Source organism: Burkholderia sp. BCC1640, assembly GCF_902833125.1.
Lineage (GTDB): Bacteria > Pseudomonadota > Gammaproteobacteria > Burkholderiales > Burkholderiaceae > Burkholderia > Burkholderia diffusa.
On record NZ_CADFEF010000011.1, the window covers coordinates 181,395 to 198,544 of the forward strand.

Annotated in this window: 14 protein-coding genes and 1 other RNA gene; 7 read left to right on the top strand and 8 right to left on the bottom strand. The window is 66.0% G+C overall.

Features of this window, described 5'->3' with window-relative positions:
* The first annotated feature begins 49 nt into the window (after window positions 1-49).
* The 5 genes from HWX25_RS14765 to lipA all read left to right on the top strand — a co-directional run bounded on the left by HWX25_RS14765 (window position 50) and on the right by lipA (window position 5,353).
* Window positions 50-1,108 carry an NAD(+)/NADH kinase gene (locus tag HWX25_RS14765; protein WP_175908925.1) on the top strand — a complete coding sequence of 353 codons (1,059 nt, stop codon included), beginning with the start codon at window positions 50-52 and terminating at the stop codon, window positions 1,106-1,108.
* Window positions 1,109-1,208: 100 nt separating this feature from the next.
* Window positions 1,209-2,192, top strand: a complete 984-nt coding sequence (locus tag HWX25_RS14770) for a thiamine pyrophosphate-dependent dehydrogenase E1 component subunit alpha (protein ID WP_175908926.1) — start codon at window positions 1,209-1,211, stop codon at window positions 2,190-2,192.
* Window positions 2,193-2,260: 68 nt separating this feature from the next.
* Window positions 2,261-3,265, top strand: coding sequence for an alpha-ketoacid dehydrogenase subunit beta (locus HWX25_RS14775; RefSeq protein WP_059529875.1), 1,005 nt, complete (start codon window positions 2,261-2,263; stop codon window positions 3,263-3,265).
* Between the two features lie 4 nt (window positions 3,266-3,269).
* Entirely contained in the window at window positions 3,270-4,385 is a 1,116-nt protein-coding gene (locus tag HWX25_RS14780; protein WP_059529878.1) for an acetoin dehydrogenase dihydrolipoyllysine-residue acetyltransferase subunit, read from the top strand.
* 2 nt (window positions 4,386-4,387) lie between these two features.
* A complete protein-coding gene (gene lipA / locus HWX25_RS14785; protein WP_175908927.1) occupies window positions 4,388-5,353 on the top strand; it encodes a lipoyl synthase in 966 nt (321 codons plus the stop codon).
* A gap of 15 nt (window positions 5,354-5,368) precedes the next feature.
* On the opposite strand, the gene HWX25_RS14790 is transcribed toward lipA, so the two are convergent.
* The 8 genes from HWX25_RS14790 to trxA form a co-directional block, all read right to left on the bottom strand.
* Entirely contained in the window at window positions 5,369-6,733 is a 1,365-nt protein-coding gene (locus HWX25_RS14790; protein WP_175908928.1) for an MATE family efflux transporter, read from the bottom strand.
* A gap of 2 nt (window positions 6,734-6,735) precedes the next feature.
* On the bottom strand, window positions 6,736-8,493 hold the full coding sequence (locus HWX25_RS14795; protein WP_175908929.1) for a glycosyltransferase family 39 protein: 1,758 nt from the start codon (window positions 8,491-8,493) through the stop codon (window positions 6,736-6,738).
* Window positions 8,494-8,723: 230 nt separating this feature from the next.
* A complete protein-coding gene (locus HWX25_RS14800) occupies window positions 8,724-8,987 on the bottom strand; it encodes a type B 50S ribosomal protein L31 (RefSeq protein ID WP_040144297.1) in 264 nt (87 codons plus the stop codon).
* Between the two features lie 157 nt (window positions 8,988-9,144).
* A complete protein-coding gene (locus HWX25_RS14805; RefSeq protein ID WP_059529890.1) occupies window positions 9,145-9,978 on the bottom strand; it encodes a M90 family metallopeptidase in 834 nt (277 codons plus the stop codon).
* Window positions 9,979-10,016: 38 nt separating this feature from the next.
* Complete coding sequence (locus HWX25_RS14810) at window positions 10,017-11,573, bottom strand: MFS transporter (RefSeq protein WP_175908930.1); 1,557 nt, start codon at window positions 11,571-11,573, stop codon at window positions 10,017-10,019.
* Window positions 11,570-12,070, bottom strand: a complete 501-nt coding sequence (locus tag HWX25_RS14815) for a MerR family transcriptional regulator (RefSeq protein WP_175908931.1) — start codon at window positions 12,068-12,070, stop codon at window positions 11,570-11,572. Before HWX25_RS14815 ends, HWX25_RS14810 begins: the two co-directional genes overlap by 4 nt.
* A gap of 132 nt (window positions 12,071-12,202) precedes the next feature.
* Window positions 12,203-13,465, bottom strand: a complete 1,263-nt coding sequence (gene rho, locus HWX25_RS14820) for a transcription termination factor Rho (RefSeq protein WP_006478662.1) — start codon at window positions 13,463-13,465, stop codon at window positions 12,203-12,205.
* Window positions 13,466-13,659: 194 nt separating this feature from the next.
* Window positions 13,660-13,986 carry a thioredoxin TrxA gene (gene trxA, locus HWX25_RS14825; protein WP_006402348.1) on the bottom strand — a complete coding sequence of 109 codons (327 nt, stop codon included), beginning with the start codon at window positions 13,984-13,986 and terminating at the stop codon, window positions 13,660-13,662.
* 415 nt (window positions 13,987-14,401) lie between these two features.
* Here trxA and ffs point away from each other — a divergent pair.
* Window positions 14,402-14,500, top strand: an RNA gene (gene ffs / locus HWX25_RS14830) — signal recognition particle sRNA small type.
* A gap of 727 nt (window positions 14,501-15,227) precedes the next feature.
* Window positions 15,228-17,048, top strand: coding sequence for a DUF927 domain-containing protein (locus tag HWX25_RS14835; protein ID WP_175908932.1), 1,821 nt, complete (start codon window positions 15,228-15,230; stop codon window positions 17,046-17,048).
* The last annotated feature ends 102 nt before the right edge of the window (window positions 17,049-17,150 follow it).

Genomic DNA, 17,150 nt, shown 5'->3' on the forward strand with positions numbered 1-17,150 from the left:
CACATGCAGGGCCGGCGCGAGCGCCGGTCCACTGGATGGAGACAAGCCCGTGACGACGCCCGTGACCGTCGGCGTGATCGCGAACCCCGCATCGGGGCGCGACATTCGCCGCCTGACGACGCATGCATCCGTGTTCCCGACGGCGGAAAAGGCCAACATGGTCGTGCGCCTGCTCGCCGGCCTCGGCGCGATGGGCGTCGAGCGCGTGCTGACCTTGCGCGACAAGACGGGCATCGCGACGCTGCTGATGCGTGCGCTCGACACGCATCGCGCGGTCGCGCCGCGCGAGCGCTGGCCGGACGTCGAATTCGTCGACCTGCCGATCTCGGACACCGTCGCCGACACGCACGCCGGCGCCGCATACATGCACCGAATGGAAGTCGCGCTGATCGTCGTGCTCGGCGGCGACGGCACCCATCGCGCGGTCGCCGCGCATTGCGGCGCGACGCCGCTGGTCGCGCTCTCCACCGGCACCAACAACGCGTTTCCCGAACATCGCGAGGCGACCGTCGCGGGCGTCGCGGCAGGACTCGCTGCGACCGGCGCCGTGCCGGCCGAGGTCGCGTTCGCGCGCAACAAGCGGCTCGTCGTGCGCTGCGCGGCGGGCGCGAACGCGGGGCGCGAGGAGATCGCGCTCGTCGACGTGTGCGCGGCCCGCCAGCGCTTCATCGGCGCGCGCGCGATCTCGGGGCCCGACGACATCGACACGCTCTATCTGACTTTCGCGGAGCCGGACGGCATCGGCCTGTCCGCGCTCGGCGGCGCGTGGGCGCCGCTCGAGCGCGGCGCGCCGCACGGGCTCGCGATGCGTTTCGCCGTCGACGGCAAGACCGCCGGCACGCCGCTCGTCGCGCCGATCGCACCCGGGCGCGTCGATCGCGTCGTGATGCGCAGTTGCGAGCGGCTCGAGCCGGGTGCGTGGCAGACGATCCCGTTCGAGCACGGCACGCTCGCGTTCGATGGCGAGCGCGAGATCGAGGTCGCGCGCGGCGACCGCTACGAGATCGCGCTCGATTGGCGCGGACCGTTGACGGTCGATGTCGGCCGCACGCTGCGTTACGCGTCGTCACGGCAGTTGTTGCGCGATGCCGGCGCGTGGCGCGACTGACGATGGCTTCACGTTTCACCGACGGCCGGGCCGTCGTGCAATCCGTCGCCGGGGCGTTGCCACGGCGGCATTCGCAGTCAGACCTACCCAGGAGACACACATGACCGTTTCGACACAGCTCAGCAGGGACACGCTGCTGGACGCCTACCGGCTGATGCGCACGATCCGCGAATTCGAGGAGCGCCTGCACGTCGAGTTCGCGACCGGCGAAATCCCCGGCTTCGTTCACCTGTACGCGGGCGAGGAGGCCTCCGCGGTCGGCACGATGCTGCACCTCGGACTTGAAGACTATGTCGCCACCACGCACCGCGGGCACGGCCACTGCATCGCGAAAGGCGTCGACGTGCACGGGATGATGGCCGAGATCTACGGCAAGAAGACGGGCGTCTGCCACGGCAAGGGCGGCTCGATGCACATCGCCGATCTGTCGATGGGGATGCTCGGCGCGAACGGGATCGTCGGCGCGGGCGGCCCGCTCGTGTGCGGCGCGGCGCTCGCGGCCAAGCACAAGAAGACGGGCGGCGTCGGTGTGTGCTTCTTCGGCGACGGCGCGTCGAACCAGGGCGTGATCTTCGAATCGATGAACCTCGCGTCGGTGTGGCGGCTGCCGGCGATCTTCGTGGCCGAAAACAACGGCTATGCGGAAGCGACGTCGTCGAGCTGGTCGGTCGCGACCGACAACATCGCCGATCGCGCGAACGGCTTCGGGATGCCGGGCGTGATCGTCGACGGTTTCGATTTCTTCGCGGTGCACGAGGCGCTCGGCGAAGCCGTCGCGCGCGCACGCAGCGGTGGCGGCCCGACGCTCGTCGAAGTGAAGTTCACGCGCTATTTCGGTCACTTCGAAGGCGATGCGCAGACCTATCGCGCGCCGGGCGAAGTGCAGAAGCTGCGCGACGAGAAGGACTGCCTGAAGCATTTCGAAGCGCGCGTCGTGCGTGCCGAGGCGCTGACGACCGACGAGCTGCGCGCGGTCGATGCGCAGGTGAAGGCGCTGATCGACGACGCGGTCGCGCAGGCGAAGGCCGCGCCGCTGCCCGACGCGGCCGACCTGCTGACCGACGTGTACGTGTCGTACCCGTGAGCGCGATGTGACACAGCGGCCGCCGGCCCGAAGCCGGCACGGCGAACCCAATATTCCAGGAGACGGACATGGCAAGGAAGATCACTTATTCGCAGGCGATCAACGAGGCGCTCGCGCAGGAAATGGCGCGCGACGACAGCGTGATCGTGATGGGCGAGGACAACGCGGGCGGCGCGGGCGCGCCGGGCGAGGACGACGCATGGGGCGGCGTGCTCGGCGTGACGAAGGGGCTGTTCCACAAGTTTCCGGGCCGCGTGCTCGATACGCCGCTCTCGGAAGGCGGCTACATCGGCGCGGCGGTCGGCGCAGCCGCGTGCGGGATGCGGCCCGTCGCGGAGCTGATGTTCATCGATTTCATGGGCGTGTGCTTCGACCAGATCTTCAACCAGGCCGCGAAATTCCGCTACATGTTCGGCGGCAAGGCCGTGACGCCGGTCGTGATCCGCGCGATGTACGGCGCAGGCCTGCGCGCGGCCGCGCAGCATTCGCAGATGCTCACGTCGCTGTTTACGCACATTCCGGGGCTGAAGGTCGTGTGCCCGTCGACGCCCTACGACGCGAAGGGGCTGCTGATCCAGTCGATCCGCGACAACGATCCCGTGATCTTCCTCGAACACAAGCTGCTTTACACCCGCGAAGGCGATGTGCCTGAGGAATCCTATGCGATTCCGTTTGGCGAGGCGAACGTCGTGCGCGACGGCGACGACGCGACGATCGTCACGTACGGCCGCATGGTGCATCTCGCGACCGACGCGGCCGCGAAGCTCGCAAAGGACGGCATCCAGGTCGACGTGATCGACCTGCGCACGACGTCGCCGCTCGACGAGGAAACGATCCTCGAAAGCGCGGAGCGCACCGGGCGCGTGGTGGTGGTCGATGAAGCGAATCCGCGCTGCTCGATCGCGACCGACATCGCCGCGCTCGTCGCACGGCGCGCGTTCCGGTCGCTCAAGGCACCGATCGAGCTCGTGACCGCACCGCACACGCCCGCGCCGTTCGCCGGCGTGCTGGAAGACCTTTACATCCCGTCCGCCGACGCGATCGCGCAGGCGGTACTCAAGACGAGGAGCTGACACGATGTCGATTCACATGATCACGATGCCCAAGTGGGGGCTGTCGATGGAGCAGGGCCAGGTCAACGGCTGGCTGAAGGCGATCGGCGAACGCGTGACGAAGGGCGACGAAGTGCTCGACGTCGAGACCGACAAGATCTCGTCGGGCGTCGAATGCGCGTTCGACGGCACGCTGCGCCGTCAAGTCGCGCAGGAAGGCGAGACGCTGCCGGTCGGTGCGCTGCTCGGCGTGGTGGCTGCAGCCGAGGCAAGCGATGCCGACATCGACGCGGCGATCGCCGAATTCCAGCGCGACTTCGTGCCGACCGCGGCCGCCGACGACGCGGCCGGCCCGCAACCCGAGAAGGCGCAGATCGGTGGACGCACGGTCCGGTTCCTGAAGCTCGGCGACGGTTCGGGCACGCCAGCGGTGCTGATCCACGGCTTCGGCGGCGACCTGAACAACTGGCTGTTCAACCACGCGGAGCTCGCCGCGCATCGGCCCGTATGGGCGCTCGACCTGCCCGGGCACGGCGAGTCGGGCAAGGCGGTCGACACCGGCAGTCTCGACGAACTGGCCGACGCGGTGCTCGCGCTGCTCGATGCGCAGCACATCGATCGTGCGCACCTGATCGGGCATTCGATGGGCGGCGCGGTCGCGATGGCGGCGGCGGAGCGCGCGCCGCAACGCGTGGCCTCGCTGACGCTGATCGCGAGCGCCGGGCTCGGCGTCGACATCAACCGCGGCTACATCGACGGCTTCGTCGCCGGCAACAGCCGCAATACGCTGAAGCCGCACCTCGGTGCGTTGTTCGCCGACAACGCGCTCGTCACGCGGCAACTGGTCGAAGATCTCGTCAAGTACAAGCGGCTCGAAGGCGTGCAGGCCGCGCTGGAGAAGATCGCGAACGCCGCGTTCGACGGCGCGTCCCAGCGGCGCGTGTTCCGCGACCGCGTCGGGGCGCTCGCGCCGCGCACGCTCGTGATCTGGGGCGAGCGCGACCAGGTGATTCCGGCGCAGCATGCGCAGGGCTTGCCGGACGGCGTGCGGGCCGAGGTGATCGCCGGCAGCGGTCACATGGTGCAGATGGAGGCGGCTGCCGACGTGAACCGCCTGATCGTCGCGTTTCTGGGAGACTGACGATGGCCGCCGCGCTCGAACGACCCAGCCTCACCGCGCTCGGCCAGCCGGGCGCGAGGAGCCGCGACAAGCTCGCGCGCATCCCGGTGCGCGTCGAACCCGCGGCCGGCGCGGCGCTGCCGAAGCCGCCGTGGCTGCGGGCGCGGCCGATGATGAGCGGGGCGGTCGCCGACATGGCGGCCGTGCTGCGCGATCATCGGCTGCATTCCGTCTGCGAGGAGGCGATGTGCCCGAACATCGGCGAATGCTTCGCGCAGCGCACCGCGACGTTCATGATCATGGGCGGACTGTGCACGCGGCGATGCCCGTTCTGCGACGTCGCGCACGGCCGCCCCGAGCCGCTGGATCCTGACGAGCCCGCGCGGCTCGCCGACGCGGTCGCGGCGCTCGGGCTGCGCTACGTCGTGATCACGTCGGTCGATCGCGACGACTTGCGCGACGGCGGCGCCGCGCATTTTGCGGCCTGCATCGCGGCGGTGCGCGCGAGCGTGCCGGGCATCGGCGTCGAGGTGCTGACGCCCGACTTCCGTGGCCGCGTCGCGCGGGCGCTCGATGCGTTGTCGTCGGCGTGGCCGGACGTGTTCAATCACAACATCGAAACGGTGCAGTCGCTATATCGGGCGGCGCGGCCGGGCGCCGATTATCGCGGTTCGCTCGACCTGCTTGCGCAGGCGAAGGCCGCGCGGCCGACGCTCGTGACGAAATCGGGCTTGATGCTCGGGCTCGGCGAGCGCGACGACGAGGTGCGGGACACGCTGCGCGACCTGCGCGCGCACGAGGTCGACGTGCTGACGCTCGGCCAGTATCTCGCGCCGTCCGCGCATCATCTGCCGGTGCGCCGCTACGTGAGCCCCGATGCGTTCGCCGCGTGGCGCGACGAGGGGTTGGCGCTCGGTTTCAGGGAAGTCGTTGCCGGCCCGCTCGTGCGGTCCTCGTACCACGCGGCCGACGTGCTGGAGGACGCGTAGGCCGCGCGCCGTGCGTCATGCGCTGTATGCGTTGACGGCCGGTTGCGCGCGGCTGACGTGGCGCAGGTAGAGCGCGAGGCCTGCGCCCGCGAGCATCAGGCTGATCGTGTTCGCGAACCAGAAGCCGCGCGCGCCGGTCAGCCAGGCCGGTGCGATGCCGCCGACGTCGAAGCCGAGCACGTAGCCGCCGCCGAGCCCGACACCCCACAGCGCGACCGCATAGATTACGGTCGGCACGACCGCGACCTTGTACGCGCGCAGCACGAAGGCGGACGTGATCTGCAGCGCGTCGAAGAAGTGGTAGCAGGTGACGATCGCGACCAGCGGCAGCGCGGCGGCGGCCACGGCCGGGTTCGGTGTGTAGCCGCCGACGATCAGCGGACGCAGCGTGAACACGAGCACGCCGTACGCGGCCGCGATTCCGCACGCGAGCATCACGCTGTGCCGGCCGAGCAGGCGCGCCTCGTCCGGGCGGCCGGCGCCGAGTGCGCGCGCCACCAGCGTCGACGCCGCGACGCCGATCGACAGCGGCGTCATGTACAGCACCGCGCCGATGTTGCCGGCGATCTGGTGGCCGGCGAGCGTCGTCGTGCCGAATTGCGCGATGAAGAGCGCCATGCACGTGTACGACGTGACCTCGATCAGGTATGACAGGCCCATCGGCACGCCGAGCTTCAGGATCGCCTTCTGGCGTGCCCAGACGGGCCAGCAAAAGCGCGAGAAGATCGAAAGCGGCGAGAACACGTCGAGCTTCGCGAGCAGCGTGAAGCCGATCAGCGCGAGCGCCCAGTTGATCAGCGTGCTGGCGAGCCCGCAGCCGGGGCCGCCGAGGGCCGGCACGCCGAGGCCGCCGAAGATGAACCACACGTTGAGCGGAAACTTGAGCAGCAGCGCGCCGACCTGCAGGATCATCGCGAGGCGCGGCTTGCCGGCTGCGTTGGTCAGCGCGTTGTAGATCCGGAACACGAGGCTCGCCGGCAGGCCGTACGACAGGATCCGCAGGTAATCGACAGTGCGGTCGTGCAGCGCGGGCGGCGCGTGGGCGATGTGCAGCAGCGGTTCGGGAAAATGCAGCAGCAGGAAGCCGGGCACCGCGAGCATCAGCGCGAGCCACAGCGCCTGGCGGACTTCCTCGCCGATGTCCGCGTAGCGCCGCGCGCCGTACAGTTGCCCGGTGATCGGCTGCAGCGCGGACAGGATGCCCGTCATCCCGATGTAGACCGACACGTAGATCGACGAACCGAGCCCGAGTGCGGCCAGGTCGATGGCCGAATAGCGGCCGACCATTGCCGTGTCGATCACGCCGAACGCGATGATCGCGAGCTGGCCGACGAGCACCGGCCACGCGAGACCGACGATCCGGCGGATGTCGGCGAACATCGTCAATCGACCGTCCGGTGGCGCGGGCCGCGGCGCTTGACGGGTGCCGTCGGCCGCTCGATGCGCTCGTACAGGCGGAAGCGTTCGTCGCGGTCGGCGACGCGGCGGCCTTCCCACACGAGACGCCACACGTATTGCGACATCGCGCTCGGCTCGCCGAAGTCCGCGCGATCCTGGCGCAGGATCACGTCGCAGTCGCCCGAGAACTCGAAGTGCATGTCGCCGAAGTATGCGAAGGTCGCGATCTGCGCATCGCCGAGCCGCACGGGCGAGATGCACTCATAGTCTTTGGGCAGATGCGACGCGATCTGCTGCGCGACGTCGCTGTAGGTCCGGCCGTAGTTGACGATCGGCAGCCACAGCGTCATCAGCAGCACCCACATCAGCGTGGTGCCCGCGCCCGACAGCACGACGCTGCGCCACAGCACCTTCGGCTGGCGCGAGATGCGCCAGCGCGCCAGCAGGCACCAGCACACGGTGACGATCACCGCGCAGATGAACGACAGGATCTTGAAGTGCGGTTCGTAGCCCGGCACGAGGCGCGCGAGGTTGCGCGCGAGCGGGTGCGGGAAGCCGGTGAGCGACGCGAGCCATACGAGCCACACGAAGGTGCCGAGAATCGTGAAGCTCAGCACCGCGAACCAGTCGAATGCGTTGATCGCGCCGCGCTTGAGCGTCGGCAGCGCGAAGGTGGCGAGCACCGCGAGCGGCGGCAGCAGCAGCATGTACATGCGGTTCGACTGCTGGCTCTGCAGGATCACGAGCGCGACGAGCGGCACCACGACCGACAGCGGAATCGCGATATGCGCGCGGCGGCGCATGCCGGCCCAACTCCACCAGGCCCAGATCGCGAGCGGCCACGCGGGCCACGTGAACAGCGGCAGGTTCTTCGCCGCGTAGGCGAGCACCGCGGTCGGCGGGCCCGAGAAGCGCATCAGGCTGCCATGGATCCACTGGTTGAAGAACCACGCGGCGTCGTCGGGTGCCGCGTGGAACGCGGCGAGCGGCCACAGCGCGAAGATCGCGGCCGCGAGCGGCAGGCCGATCAGCGGCAGGCGCAGGTTGCGCATTTCCGGCGTGACGAGCCACAGCGCGGCGGTGCCGGCGAGCAGCGCGACGACGAGCACCGGGTTGCCGGACAGCGCGACGAGACCGATCGCGATGCCCCACCACAGCGCACCCTGCATCGGCTTGTCGATGCCGCGCACGATGCCGTACACGAACATCGCGATCCACGCGAACTGCGCGAGTTGCGGCGTCGTTTCGTGGCCGCGCTCCGCGAGTCCGAAGCACGCGACGAGGACCAGCAGCGCGCCGTCGGCGAGCGTGCGGCCGTAGTCGCGCGGCTCCGGCTCGCCGCCGAATGCGTACTTGAACGGCTGGACCTCGGCGCGCCGACCGAGCAGGTAGGCGGCGTACCAGACGAACGCGCACGCGACGCAGAACAGCACGCCCGTGTCGACGCGCGACGCGTTGCTCGCGTCGACCCACGGCGCCAGCGCGCGGATCGACAGCGCGCCGAGCCAGTAGCCGAGCGGCCCGTCGGTCGTGATGAACTTGCCGACGAGATTCGGCAGCAGCCAGTCGTGCCAGCCGCCGGTGGCCATCGTCCACATCACGCCGAAACCCGCCGCGTCCTCGTTCTTCCACGGGTCGCGGCCGAACAGGCCGAACGCCGCGTAGACGAGGCAGAGCGTGAGCAGCAGCCAGCGCGGCAGCGCGCGCGTGGCGGAGGCGGTGAGACGAACGACTGGCTTCATGCAGATGAGCGATTTGTTATGGGCGGGCGGCCGGCGCGGTCACGCGCCCGCCGACGGCGCCGGATTCGAGCATCCGGCATTGTAGACGCGCCGGCCGTTGCGCGTCGGACGATTGCCCCGGCACCGGCCTGCGTGCGGTGTTTTCCCGGCGAGCGGAGACAAAAAAGGGCAGCCTGGGCTGCCCTTTCGTGCGGTACCGGTGCGTTGCAACCACCGGATCGGTGCGAAGCTTACTTCGCGACCTTGCCGCTGGCGCGTGCGCCGAACTTGTTCTTGAACTTCTCGACACGGCCTGCCGTGTCCATGATCTTTTGCTGACCCGTGTAGAACGAGTGCGATTCCGACGACACTTCGATCTTGGCGAGCGGGTAGGTCTTGCCTTCGTGTTCGATGGTTTCACGCGTCTGGATCGTCGAGCGCGTGATGAACTTGAAGCCGTTCGACATGTCTTGGAAGACGACTTCGCGGTAGTCCGGGTGAATGCCAGGTTTCATGATGTTCCTTGGTGAGAGCGGTAGCCAACCCGCCGCTTGCCGTGCCGGACCGCACGCATTTGCGCGATTCAGCCGACGTCAAGCCCGGCGCGAGCCACTTGCCTAAGGTCGAAAAACGGCGATTATGCCAGAAAATCAGACGGTTGACGAATAATTTTCACCGCGCGTCGAGGGCGCCCGTCCGGGCCGGATCCTGCCGATAGTAGCGGGCGAGCAGCCGGTAGAGTTCCGGAAATTCGGACTCGAACGCACGCGGTCGCACGAACAGCGCCTCGCTGCACACCGCGAAGAACTCCGACGGGTGATCGGCCGCATAGGGATCGATCAGCGAGTCGCGCTCGAAGCGCGCCCACGCACGATCCGGCACCGCATCGACGCGCGCGCAGAACTGGTCGTACGCATGCTCGAACACGTCGGCCCACGCCTGCGCGTCGAGGTGCGGCGCGTGCCAGCGGCGAAAAAGGGGCGGATAGCCGTCGGCTTCTCCGTTGACCATGTCGATCTTGTGCGCGAACTCGTGGATCACGACGTTGTACGCGTCGCGGCCGTCCGTCATCTGCGCGTCTTCCCACGACAGGATCACCGGGCCGCCTTCCCACGCTTCGCCGCTCGCATCCTGCTCGACTTCATGGACGACACCGTCCTCGTCCTGCACGGTCTTGCGGATGACGAATTCGCCGGGATACACGACGACGCCGACCCAGCCGTCGTACAGCGACAGATCGAGGTTCAGCACGGGCAGGCACGCCTGCGCGGCGATCGCGACGATCATCTCGTCGGTCAGCTCGAGCCCGTGCGCGGTCGAGAACGATTTCTTCGCGATGAACAGGCTCGTCAGCTCGCGCAGCCGGCCCAGGTCGCCGGGCGACAGCGCGTCGAGGAACGGCAGGCGTGCGACGGTGTCCTGCCACAGCGCATCGGGAATCGGATGGCTGCGCAGCGCGCGGTCGCGGCGGCGGTCGTCGAACCAGCGGGTCAGTTTCGAGAGCATGGAGGCAGCGCGGGAGAATCCAAAGCCTGTCTTTTAACTCAATCGATCTCTTTTTGCCATGCCGCGAAGAGGCCGCCAACGAGCGCGACACCCGCGAGGAAATAGAAACCGTCGAGCGACGCGAGAAACGACGCCTGTTGCGCGACCATCCGGGCGATCGATGCGATCGCGAGGGCGTGCGCCTCGTTCAGTGCATGGCCGGCGGCCGCATAGCTGTGCGTGAGAGCGTCGACCGTTTGCTGGAACAGCGGATCGAACACGTTCGCGCGCTCCACGAGCCTCGTCTGATGTACCGCCAGCCGGTGCTGCTCGACGATGATCACCGACGACGTCGCGAACGAGATCGTCAGTTGCCGCACGATGTTCTTCAGCCGGTAGCCATGCGTGTATTCGTCGATCGCGAAGATGCGGAACGTCAGGTTCGCGACCGGCAGCACGATGAACAGCAGCAACAGCCCGCGCAGCAGCAACGGGACGATCAGCGCGGCCTCGCCGACCTGGGGCGTCATGCGCGTCATCCACAGCGCGGCGACGATCGCGATCGCGAACCCCGGCACGACGAACCATTTCTTGTGCGTGACGCGCTTCGCATGGCGCAGGTAGGCGAACAGCGCGGTGGCCGAGATCAGCGACATCGTGCCGACCAGGCGCCCGGCGTTCTCGACCGGATAGCCGAGCCCGCCTTCGAGCAGGCGGGAGGTCAGGTAGCTGAAGCCCGTCGACTCGTAGTAATAGAACATGTACAGCAGCAGCCCGACCTGGAACGTGCGCTCGCGAAACGCATGCAGTCGCACGAGCGGCGTCGGATGGTTCCACTGGTGATACGCGAACCACGCGAGCGCGCCGAGGCCCGCGATCGTCAGCAGGATCAGCATCGGCGAGCCGCTGTAGAGCTGGTAGTGCACCTGCTGCAGCACGATCTGCAGCGCGCCTTGCGCGAGCGCGAACACAACGTACGGCCAGAAATGCCCGGAGCCGCGTTCGTCGTCGGGCGTCCTGCCCGAATCGGGCAGCGTGAGGAGCGCGAGAATCGCGAACGCGATGCCCGCGGGCGCGGTGCACGCGAACAGCGCGCGCCACGTCGAGTGCGCGACGAGCAGCCCGCCGACGATCGGTGCAAGTGCGCTGCCGAGCAGGATCATGATCAGGAACGCGCGCGTGGCGGGCGGCCGCTCCTGCGGCTTGAAGCTGATCTGGATCAGAATCCGGCATGCACCCATCATCGGGCCGATGAAGTAGCCCTGGAAGCCGCGCGCGAACGCGAGCTCGAGCGACGTGTCGGCAAGCGCCGCCGCGATCGCGCCGAACGAGAACATCAGCATGCAGCCGGCGACGTAGCGGCGATGCCCGAGCCGATCGACCCACCATTGCTGCTGCAGGATGCCGAGCACGGCCGTAACCGCATACGCGCTCGACGACCACACGAGTTCGTCCGGCGATGCGTTGATGCCACCTGCGATATAGCTCGCGAAGAACGAGAAGGCCGCGTTGTCGAAGTAGTCGATGCCGGTGACGAGCGCGAGCGCCCACGGGAACAGGTCCGCGCGCAGGTTCGCGCGGCTCCACAGTGGCGGGCGACCTGGCGCGACGTTCATTCCCGGTCCTTGCGCGCGCGCCGCGTGCCGGCTTCGGCTTGCCGCTGCGCGATCAGCGTGTCGGGGTTTTCGCCGGCGAGGCGCCGTTCGATGTAGTCGATGTCGTGCTGCAGTTCCTTGCGCAGCGCGACGGCTTCCTTCAACTCGCGCTGGACGGCCGCGATCCGCTGATCGAGCGTGTCGATTTGCCCGGCGAGCCCCGAGCGGATGTCGCGCAACGACCCGTCCGAATAACGGCGCCGGCCGTCGCCCGTTTCTTCCAGCGGGCGCTTGAGCATCTCGGTGATGCCGTGTAGCGAAAAGCCGAGCGCGCGCAGCCGCAGGATGCGGGCGAAGCGTTCGAGATCGGCTTCGTCGTAAAGGCGATAGCGGCCGCCGCTGCGTGACGGCGTGACGAGCCCGCGCTCTTCGTAATACTTCAGTGTGCGCGGTGTGACACCGAGCCGCGACGCGGCGTCGCTCACGGTCAGCAGCGAGGGGGAAGTGTCGTTCGGCATCGGGATGGCGGGGTCTGGGTTGGGGCAATGGCGCGATTATAGATCAACCTGTACGTTCACGTTCAGGTTGGCATGAAAAAACGGCCGCCGGGCGAAACGCGCGGGCGGCCGTTCGTTGCGGGGCGGGGGCGATCAGCCGCCGCGGCGCATCAGGTCGAAGAACTCGGAGTTGCTCTTCGTCTGGCGGATCTTGTCGAGCAGGAATTCCATCGCCTCGACTTCGTCCATGTCGTGGATGAACTTGCGCAGCACCCAGATCTTTTGAAGGATCTCGGGCTTGATCAGCATTTCTTCGCGGCGCGTGCCTGACTTGTTCAGGTTGATCGACGGATAGACGCGCTTTTCCGCGAGACGACGCTCGAGGTGCACTTCCATGTTGCCGGTGCCCTTGAATTCTTCGTAGATCACGTCGTCCATGCGGCTGCCGGTTTCGATCAGCGCGGTGCCGATGATCGTCAGCGAGCCGCCTTCCTCGATGTTGCGCGCCGCGCCGAAGAAGCGCTTCGGGCGCTGCAGCGCGTTCGCGTCGACACCGCCCGTCAGCACCTTGCCCGACGCCGGGATCACGGTGTTGTATGCGCGTGCGAGGCGCGTGATCGAGTCGAGCAGGATCACGACGTCGTGCTTCATTTCGACGAGGCGCTTGGCCTTTTCGATCACCATTTCGGCGACCTGCACGTGACGCGTGGCCGGTTCGTCGAACGTCGAGGCGATCACTTCGCCGGCGACGGAGCGCTGCATTTCGGTCACTTCTTCGGGGCGCTCGTCGATCAGCAGCACGAACAGGATGACGTCCGGATGGTTCTGCTTGATCGCGTGTGCGATGTGCTGGAGCATCACGGTCTTGCCCGACTTCGGCGACGCGACGAGCAGGCCGCGCTGGCCCTTGCCGATCGGCGCGATCATGTCGATGATGCGGCCCGTGACGTTCTCTTCGCCGCGCATTTCGCGTTCGAGCGACAGCGGCTTGTTCGGGTGCAGCGGCGTGAGGTTCTCGAACATGATCTTGTGTTTCGAGGCCTCGGGCGGCTGCCCGTTGACTTTGTCGACCTTCACCAGCGCGAAGTAGCGCTCGCCGTCCTTTGGCGTGCGGACTTCACCTTCGATGGTGTCGCCAGTGTGCAGGTTGAAGCGGCGGATCTGCGACGGGCTGATATAGATGTCGTCGGTGCTCGCGAGGTACGACATTTCCGGCGAGCGCAGGAAGCCGAAACCGTCCGGCAGCACTTCGAGCGTGCCGTCGCCGAAGATCGTCTCTCCCGTCTTGGCGCGCTTTTTGAGAATGGCGAACATCAGCTCCTGCTTGCGCAGGCGGTTCGCGTTTTCGATCTCCAGGCCATTGGCCATTTCGATCAGTTCGGACACGTGCAGAGACTTGAGCTCGGATAAATGCATACGGAGAACCCGCCAGGGAGGAGAAGCGACGAAAAGGAATAAGGGAGGAGGGCGAGCGGAAGCGCTCTGAGACTTAATGCGTCTTGTAGACGTTTTTTGATTCTAGCATACGCCGATTCGCGCCTGAGCGGCCGATCGGCGGCTTGACGGCGGACGTGTTGTCGGTTGACAACACGTCCGCGGAACGGCCGGTATTACAGGTGGCTGTCCAGGAATGCGGTGAGCTGCGACTTCGACAGCGCGCCGACCTTCTGCGCGGCGGCCGCGCCGTTCTTGAACAGGATCAGCGTCGGGATGCCGCGCACGCCGAACTTCGCGGGCGTTGCCTGGTTGTCGTCGACGTTGATCTTCGCGATCTGCAGCTTGTCGCCGTAATCCTTCGCGACTTCGTCGAGGATCGGGGCGATCATCTTGCACGGGCCGCACCATTCGGCCCAGAAGTCGACGAGCACGGGCTTGTCGGATTTGACGACGTCCTGTTCGAACGATGCGTCGCTGATGTGTTTGATCTGTTCGCTCATTGGGTCAATACCTCTTACGGTTCGGGGACTGCCTGCTCGGCGCGTTGCGGCGCTCCGGCGGCCTTATTGGCTACCGGCCGCTGCGGCAGGTCACTCCGCTCTCCGAGGGAAGGGCGTAAGCGCTGCATGGCGCGGCTCGCGGGTCGTTCGGGCGTCATATTAGCCTAAATTGCTATCTGCTGCGGGCAGCGATAGTAGTCGCTACGCGAGTAGGGGTACGACGCGCCGTTCGAGCGTTGTGTCCCGAAGGTGGAGGCCGGCGCGCAAAATGCAAGAGTCACCAAGTGTCACGATATATATATCCGCAAGCCCGCGCTGGATCGGCGTGCCCGTACGCGCGTCGGTTTGCTCGATCTTTCGCTTTGTTGCGAACAAACGGTCGCATTCGGCAGGAAGCGGTGATAGAATATGCCGTGACGGGCCTCCTCGCATGGTGGGGCGGTGAACCTGGTCAGGTCGGGAACGAAGCAGCCACAATCGTTTTCCGCCAGTGCCGAGGGTCGGGCTCGTCACCTCTTCATTCCACGATGGAATAAGGCTCTGCGGGGAGTGTGTCAGGGCAAATCGCTACGCCGATTGACACAGCTTGCCAGTCTAGCATGAGCTATCGAGGCGCATTCAGGTCGTTCTCGAATTCCATCGTTCGGCGGGGCAAAGTAGGTCGACTCTGGGCCGCAGCAAAGGCGGTGCTGAGTTGGCCAGAATCCCTTCTTCCGTTCATCACACCATCGCTACTGCCTGCTAGGGCTACTTTCCCCATGCGGCGGATATCGTTGCTTGTCGGCGAACTGGATCTGCCGGACGTTGTTTTCGACGAGCGTTGGAGCAACGGGATCTGCACGGCAATTGATGCGGTACCGTGGCGACGCTGATCCTGTAACGGCTTTGCTCCGATCGCAGGGGCATGGCACACACTTCGTAGCACAAGCTCGCAGGCACGTTGGCGGCATCTTGGCGTCCGCCGAAATTTTTTGCGAGTGGCCCCCTTGAATTTTTGAAGGGAGGCTCGCATACTTCCCAACCGATCTCCGAAAAGGGGGTTGGATGTGCCGGATCGTACGCTGTGGCTGTTGTCAAGCGTACCTAACGGAAAATTACGACGCTGAGCCGTTGTGACGGGGTGTTGCGCTTCGTCGCCAGCCGATCTCGATCGTGCTGCTTTTTGTTCGGTGTTTTTTTAACTTGAGTGGACGCATTGCGGGAGCCCGCAGATGTTCGCTCATCTTGAGGAAACATTGAGCATGAACGCACGCATTTCTTTTTCTTCCGATCAAGTGACCTTCGACGGTCGAGGGTCGGACATGCAGCAGTCTGAGAGGGTAACCCTCAACGATCTTCAGGCCCTTACCGCTGCCATCCCGTCGGTGCCCTTCAAGCAAATCGCCGCCGTTGCGCTTGAGCACTTCGGCGAGGTTATCGATATCCTTGACCTCGAAGGCGAGTATCACGGCCGGGAGTTCGTGGCCTACAACCCTCGTCGTGACGACCGTGAGCTTGGGTCGTTCTCGATCAACACTGAGACGGGCTTCTTCGCTGATTTCGCCTGCGACGACGAATGCAGGGGCCGTGATCTGATTACCCTCGCAGCTTACGTCTGGGATTGCGGCATGACAGCAGCCGCCAAGCGTTTGTTGAACGAACTCCAGAAGCGGCAGATCGAGATGCCGTTGAAGGCGGACACCGTTCCGGTGCTCCGTGTACCGGTTGGTCATCAGGTTACTCGCAACGAGCTCATGTCCCCGATTCCGGCAGGGAGCCCGGAGCTTGATGCTCACCAGTTCGTACCTCGTGGTTTGATCCTTGACGGTCGTTACGACTACGTCGATGCGAACGGCCGCCTGTGCTTTGTCCAGTTACGCTTGCGGCAGGCGGACGGAAAGAAAACCTTCTGCACGTTGCAGGTCAAGTGCCGGGAGGATGGCTTGTTGCACTGGGCTGGTGGCATGCCGCCCGGCCTGCGTCCGCTGTTCGGCTTGAGGGATTTGGTCGAGGGTGACCAGGTCATGCCGGTGTTCGTCGTCGAGGGCGAAAAGGCCGCTCTTGCTCTGCGGGGACTGTGGCCGACGGTGGTTGTAACGTCTGCGGGTGGTGCGAAGGCTGCGGCTAAGACCGATTGGTCTCCGCTTGCAGGGCGTCCGGTTGTGATTTGGCCCGACAATGATGAGGCTGGCCTGAAATATCAGGACCAGGTGATCGAGTTGATTCGTGCGGCAGGCCCGTCCACCCAGATCAAGGTCGTCGATGCCGAAAGGGTTATGCGCAACCTTTGCGAGGCTCAGGGCTGCTCGTATGACGAGAAGGTCAATGAGATGACAGGGTGGGACGTTGCCGATATTGCCCAACTTGGCTTTGCTGGGCATGTCGTTGCAGATTGGGCGAAAAATTCGTTGATCGACGTCCATGTCCCGCTGGGGAGTGATGCGCAGGTGAGGCAGATCCGGGCGAATGGGCACCGTGATCCGGTGACCTGGGCATCGGGGAAGACCTACACCATCGACGATGCAGGGGTGATTGTTTGGAAATGGCAGAAGGACGAGCAGGTGCCCGTCATGGTGTCTTCCCGTGTCGACATCCTCCGACAGCTGCGGGACCAGGAAAGCAGCGGGTGGAGCCTGGAACTGCGCTTGCATAAGCCTGACGGCGTGCAGCAGATGATCGTCGTGCGGCGTGCGACGCTGTCCGACAGCAGAGTGTTTCGGGAGACCTTTAGCGACCTCGGCGTGATCGTATACAACTGGGTGGAGTTCAACGACTACCTGGCTCATGCAGAGACCCGGGAAACGCATGAACTTGTTCGCAGTGTCGGCTGGTCTGGCACGAACTACATGCGGGCGGATCGGGCTTTCGGTCAGGGAGCTGAATCCGTGGCTCTTGATCCAGAAGCACCTGCATGTGCTGCATTTGGCCAACAAGGTACGCTCGAAGCTTGGAACGAACAGATCGGCCAGCGATGCGTTGGCAATACTCGCCTCATGCTTGCGGTGTGTGCTGCGTTGGCAGGTCCGCTGCTGCGCCTCGCCGGTGTCGATGGAGGTGGCCTGTCCGCGCCGACGGAATTTTGAGCCACCGGGCCGATTGGATTTTGAGCCGGGGTGGAGACCGGTCTATAGCAGGACCGGTTGTGGATAAGTGTATGGGTTTCCGGGGTCGTTGTCCTCCTGCGT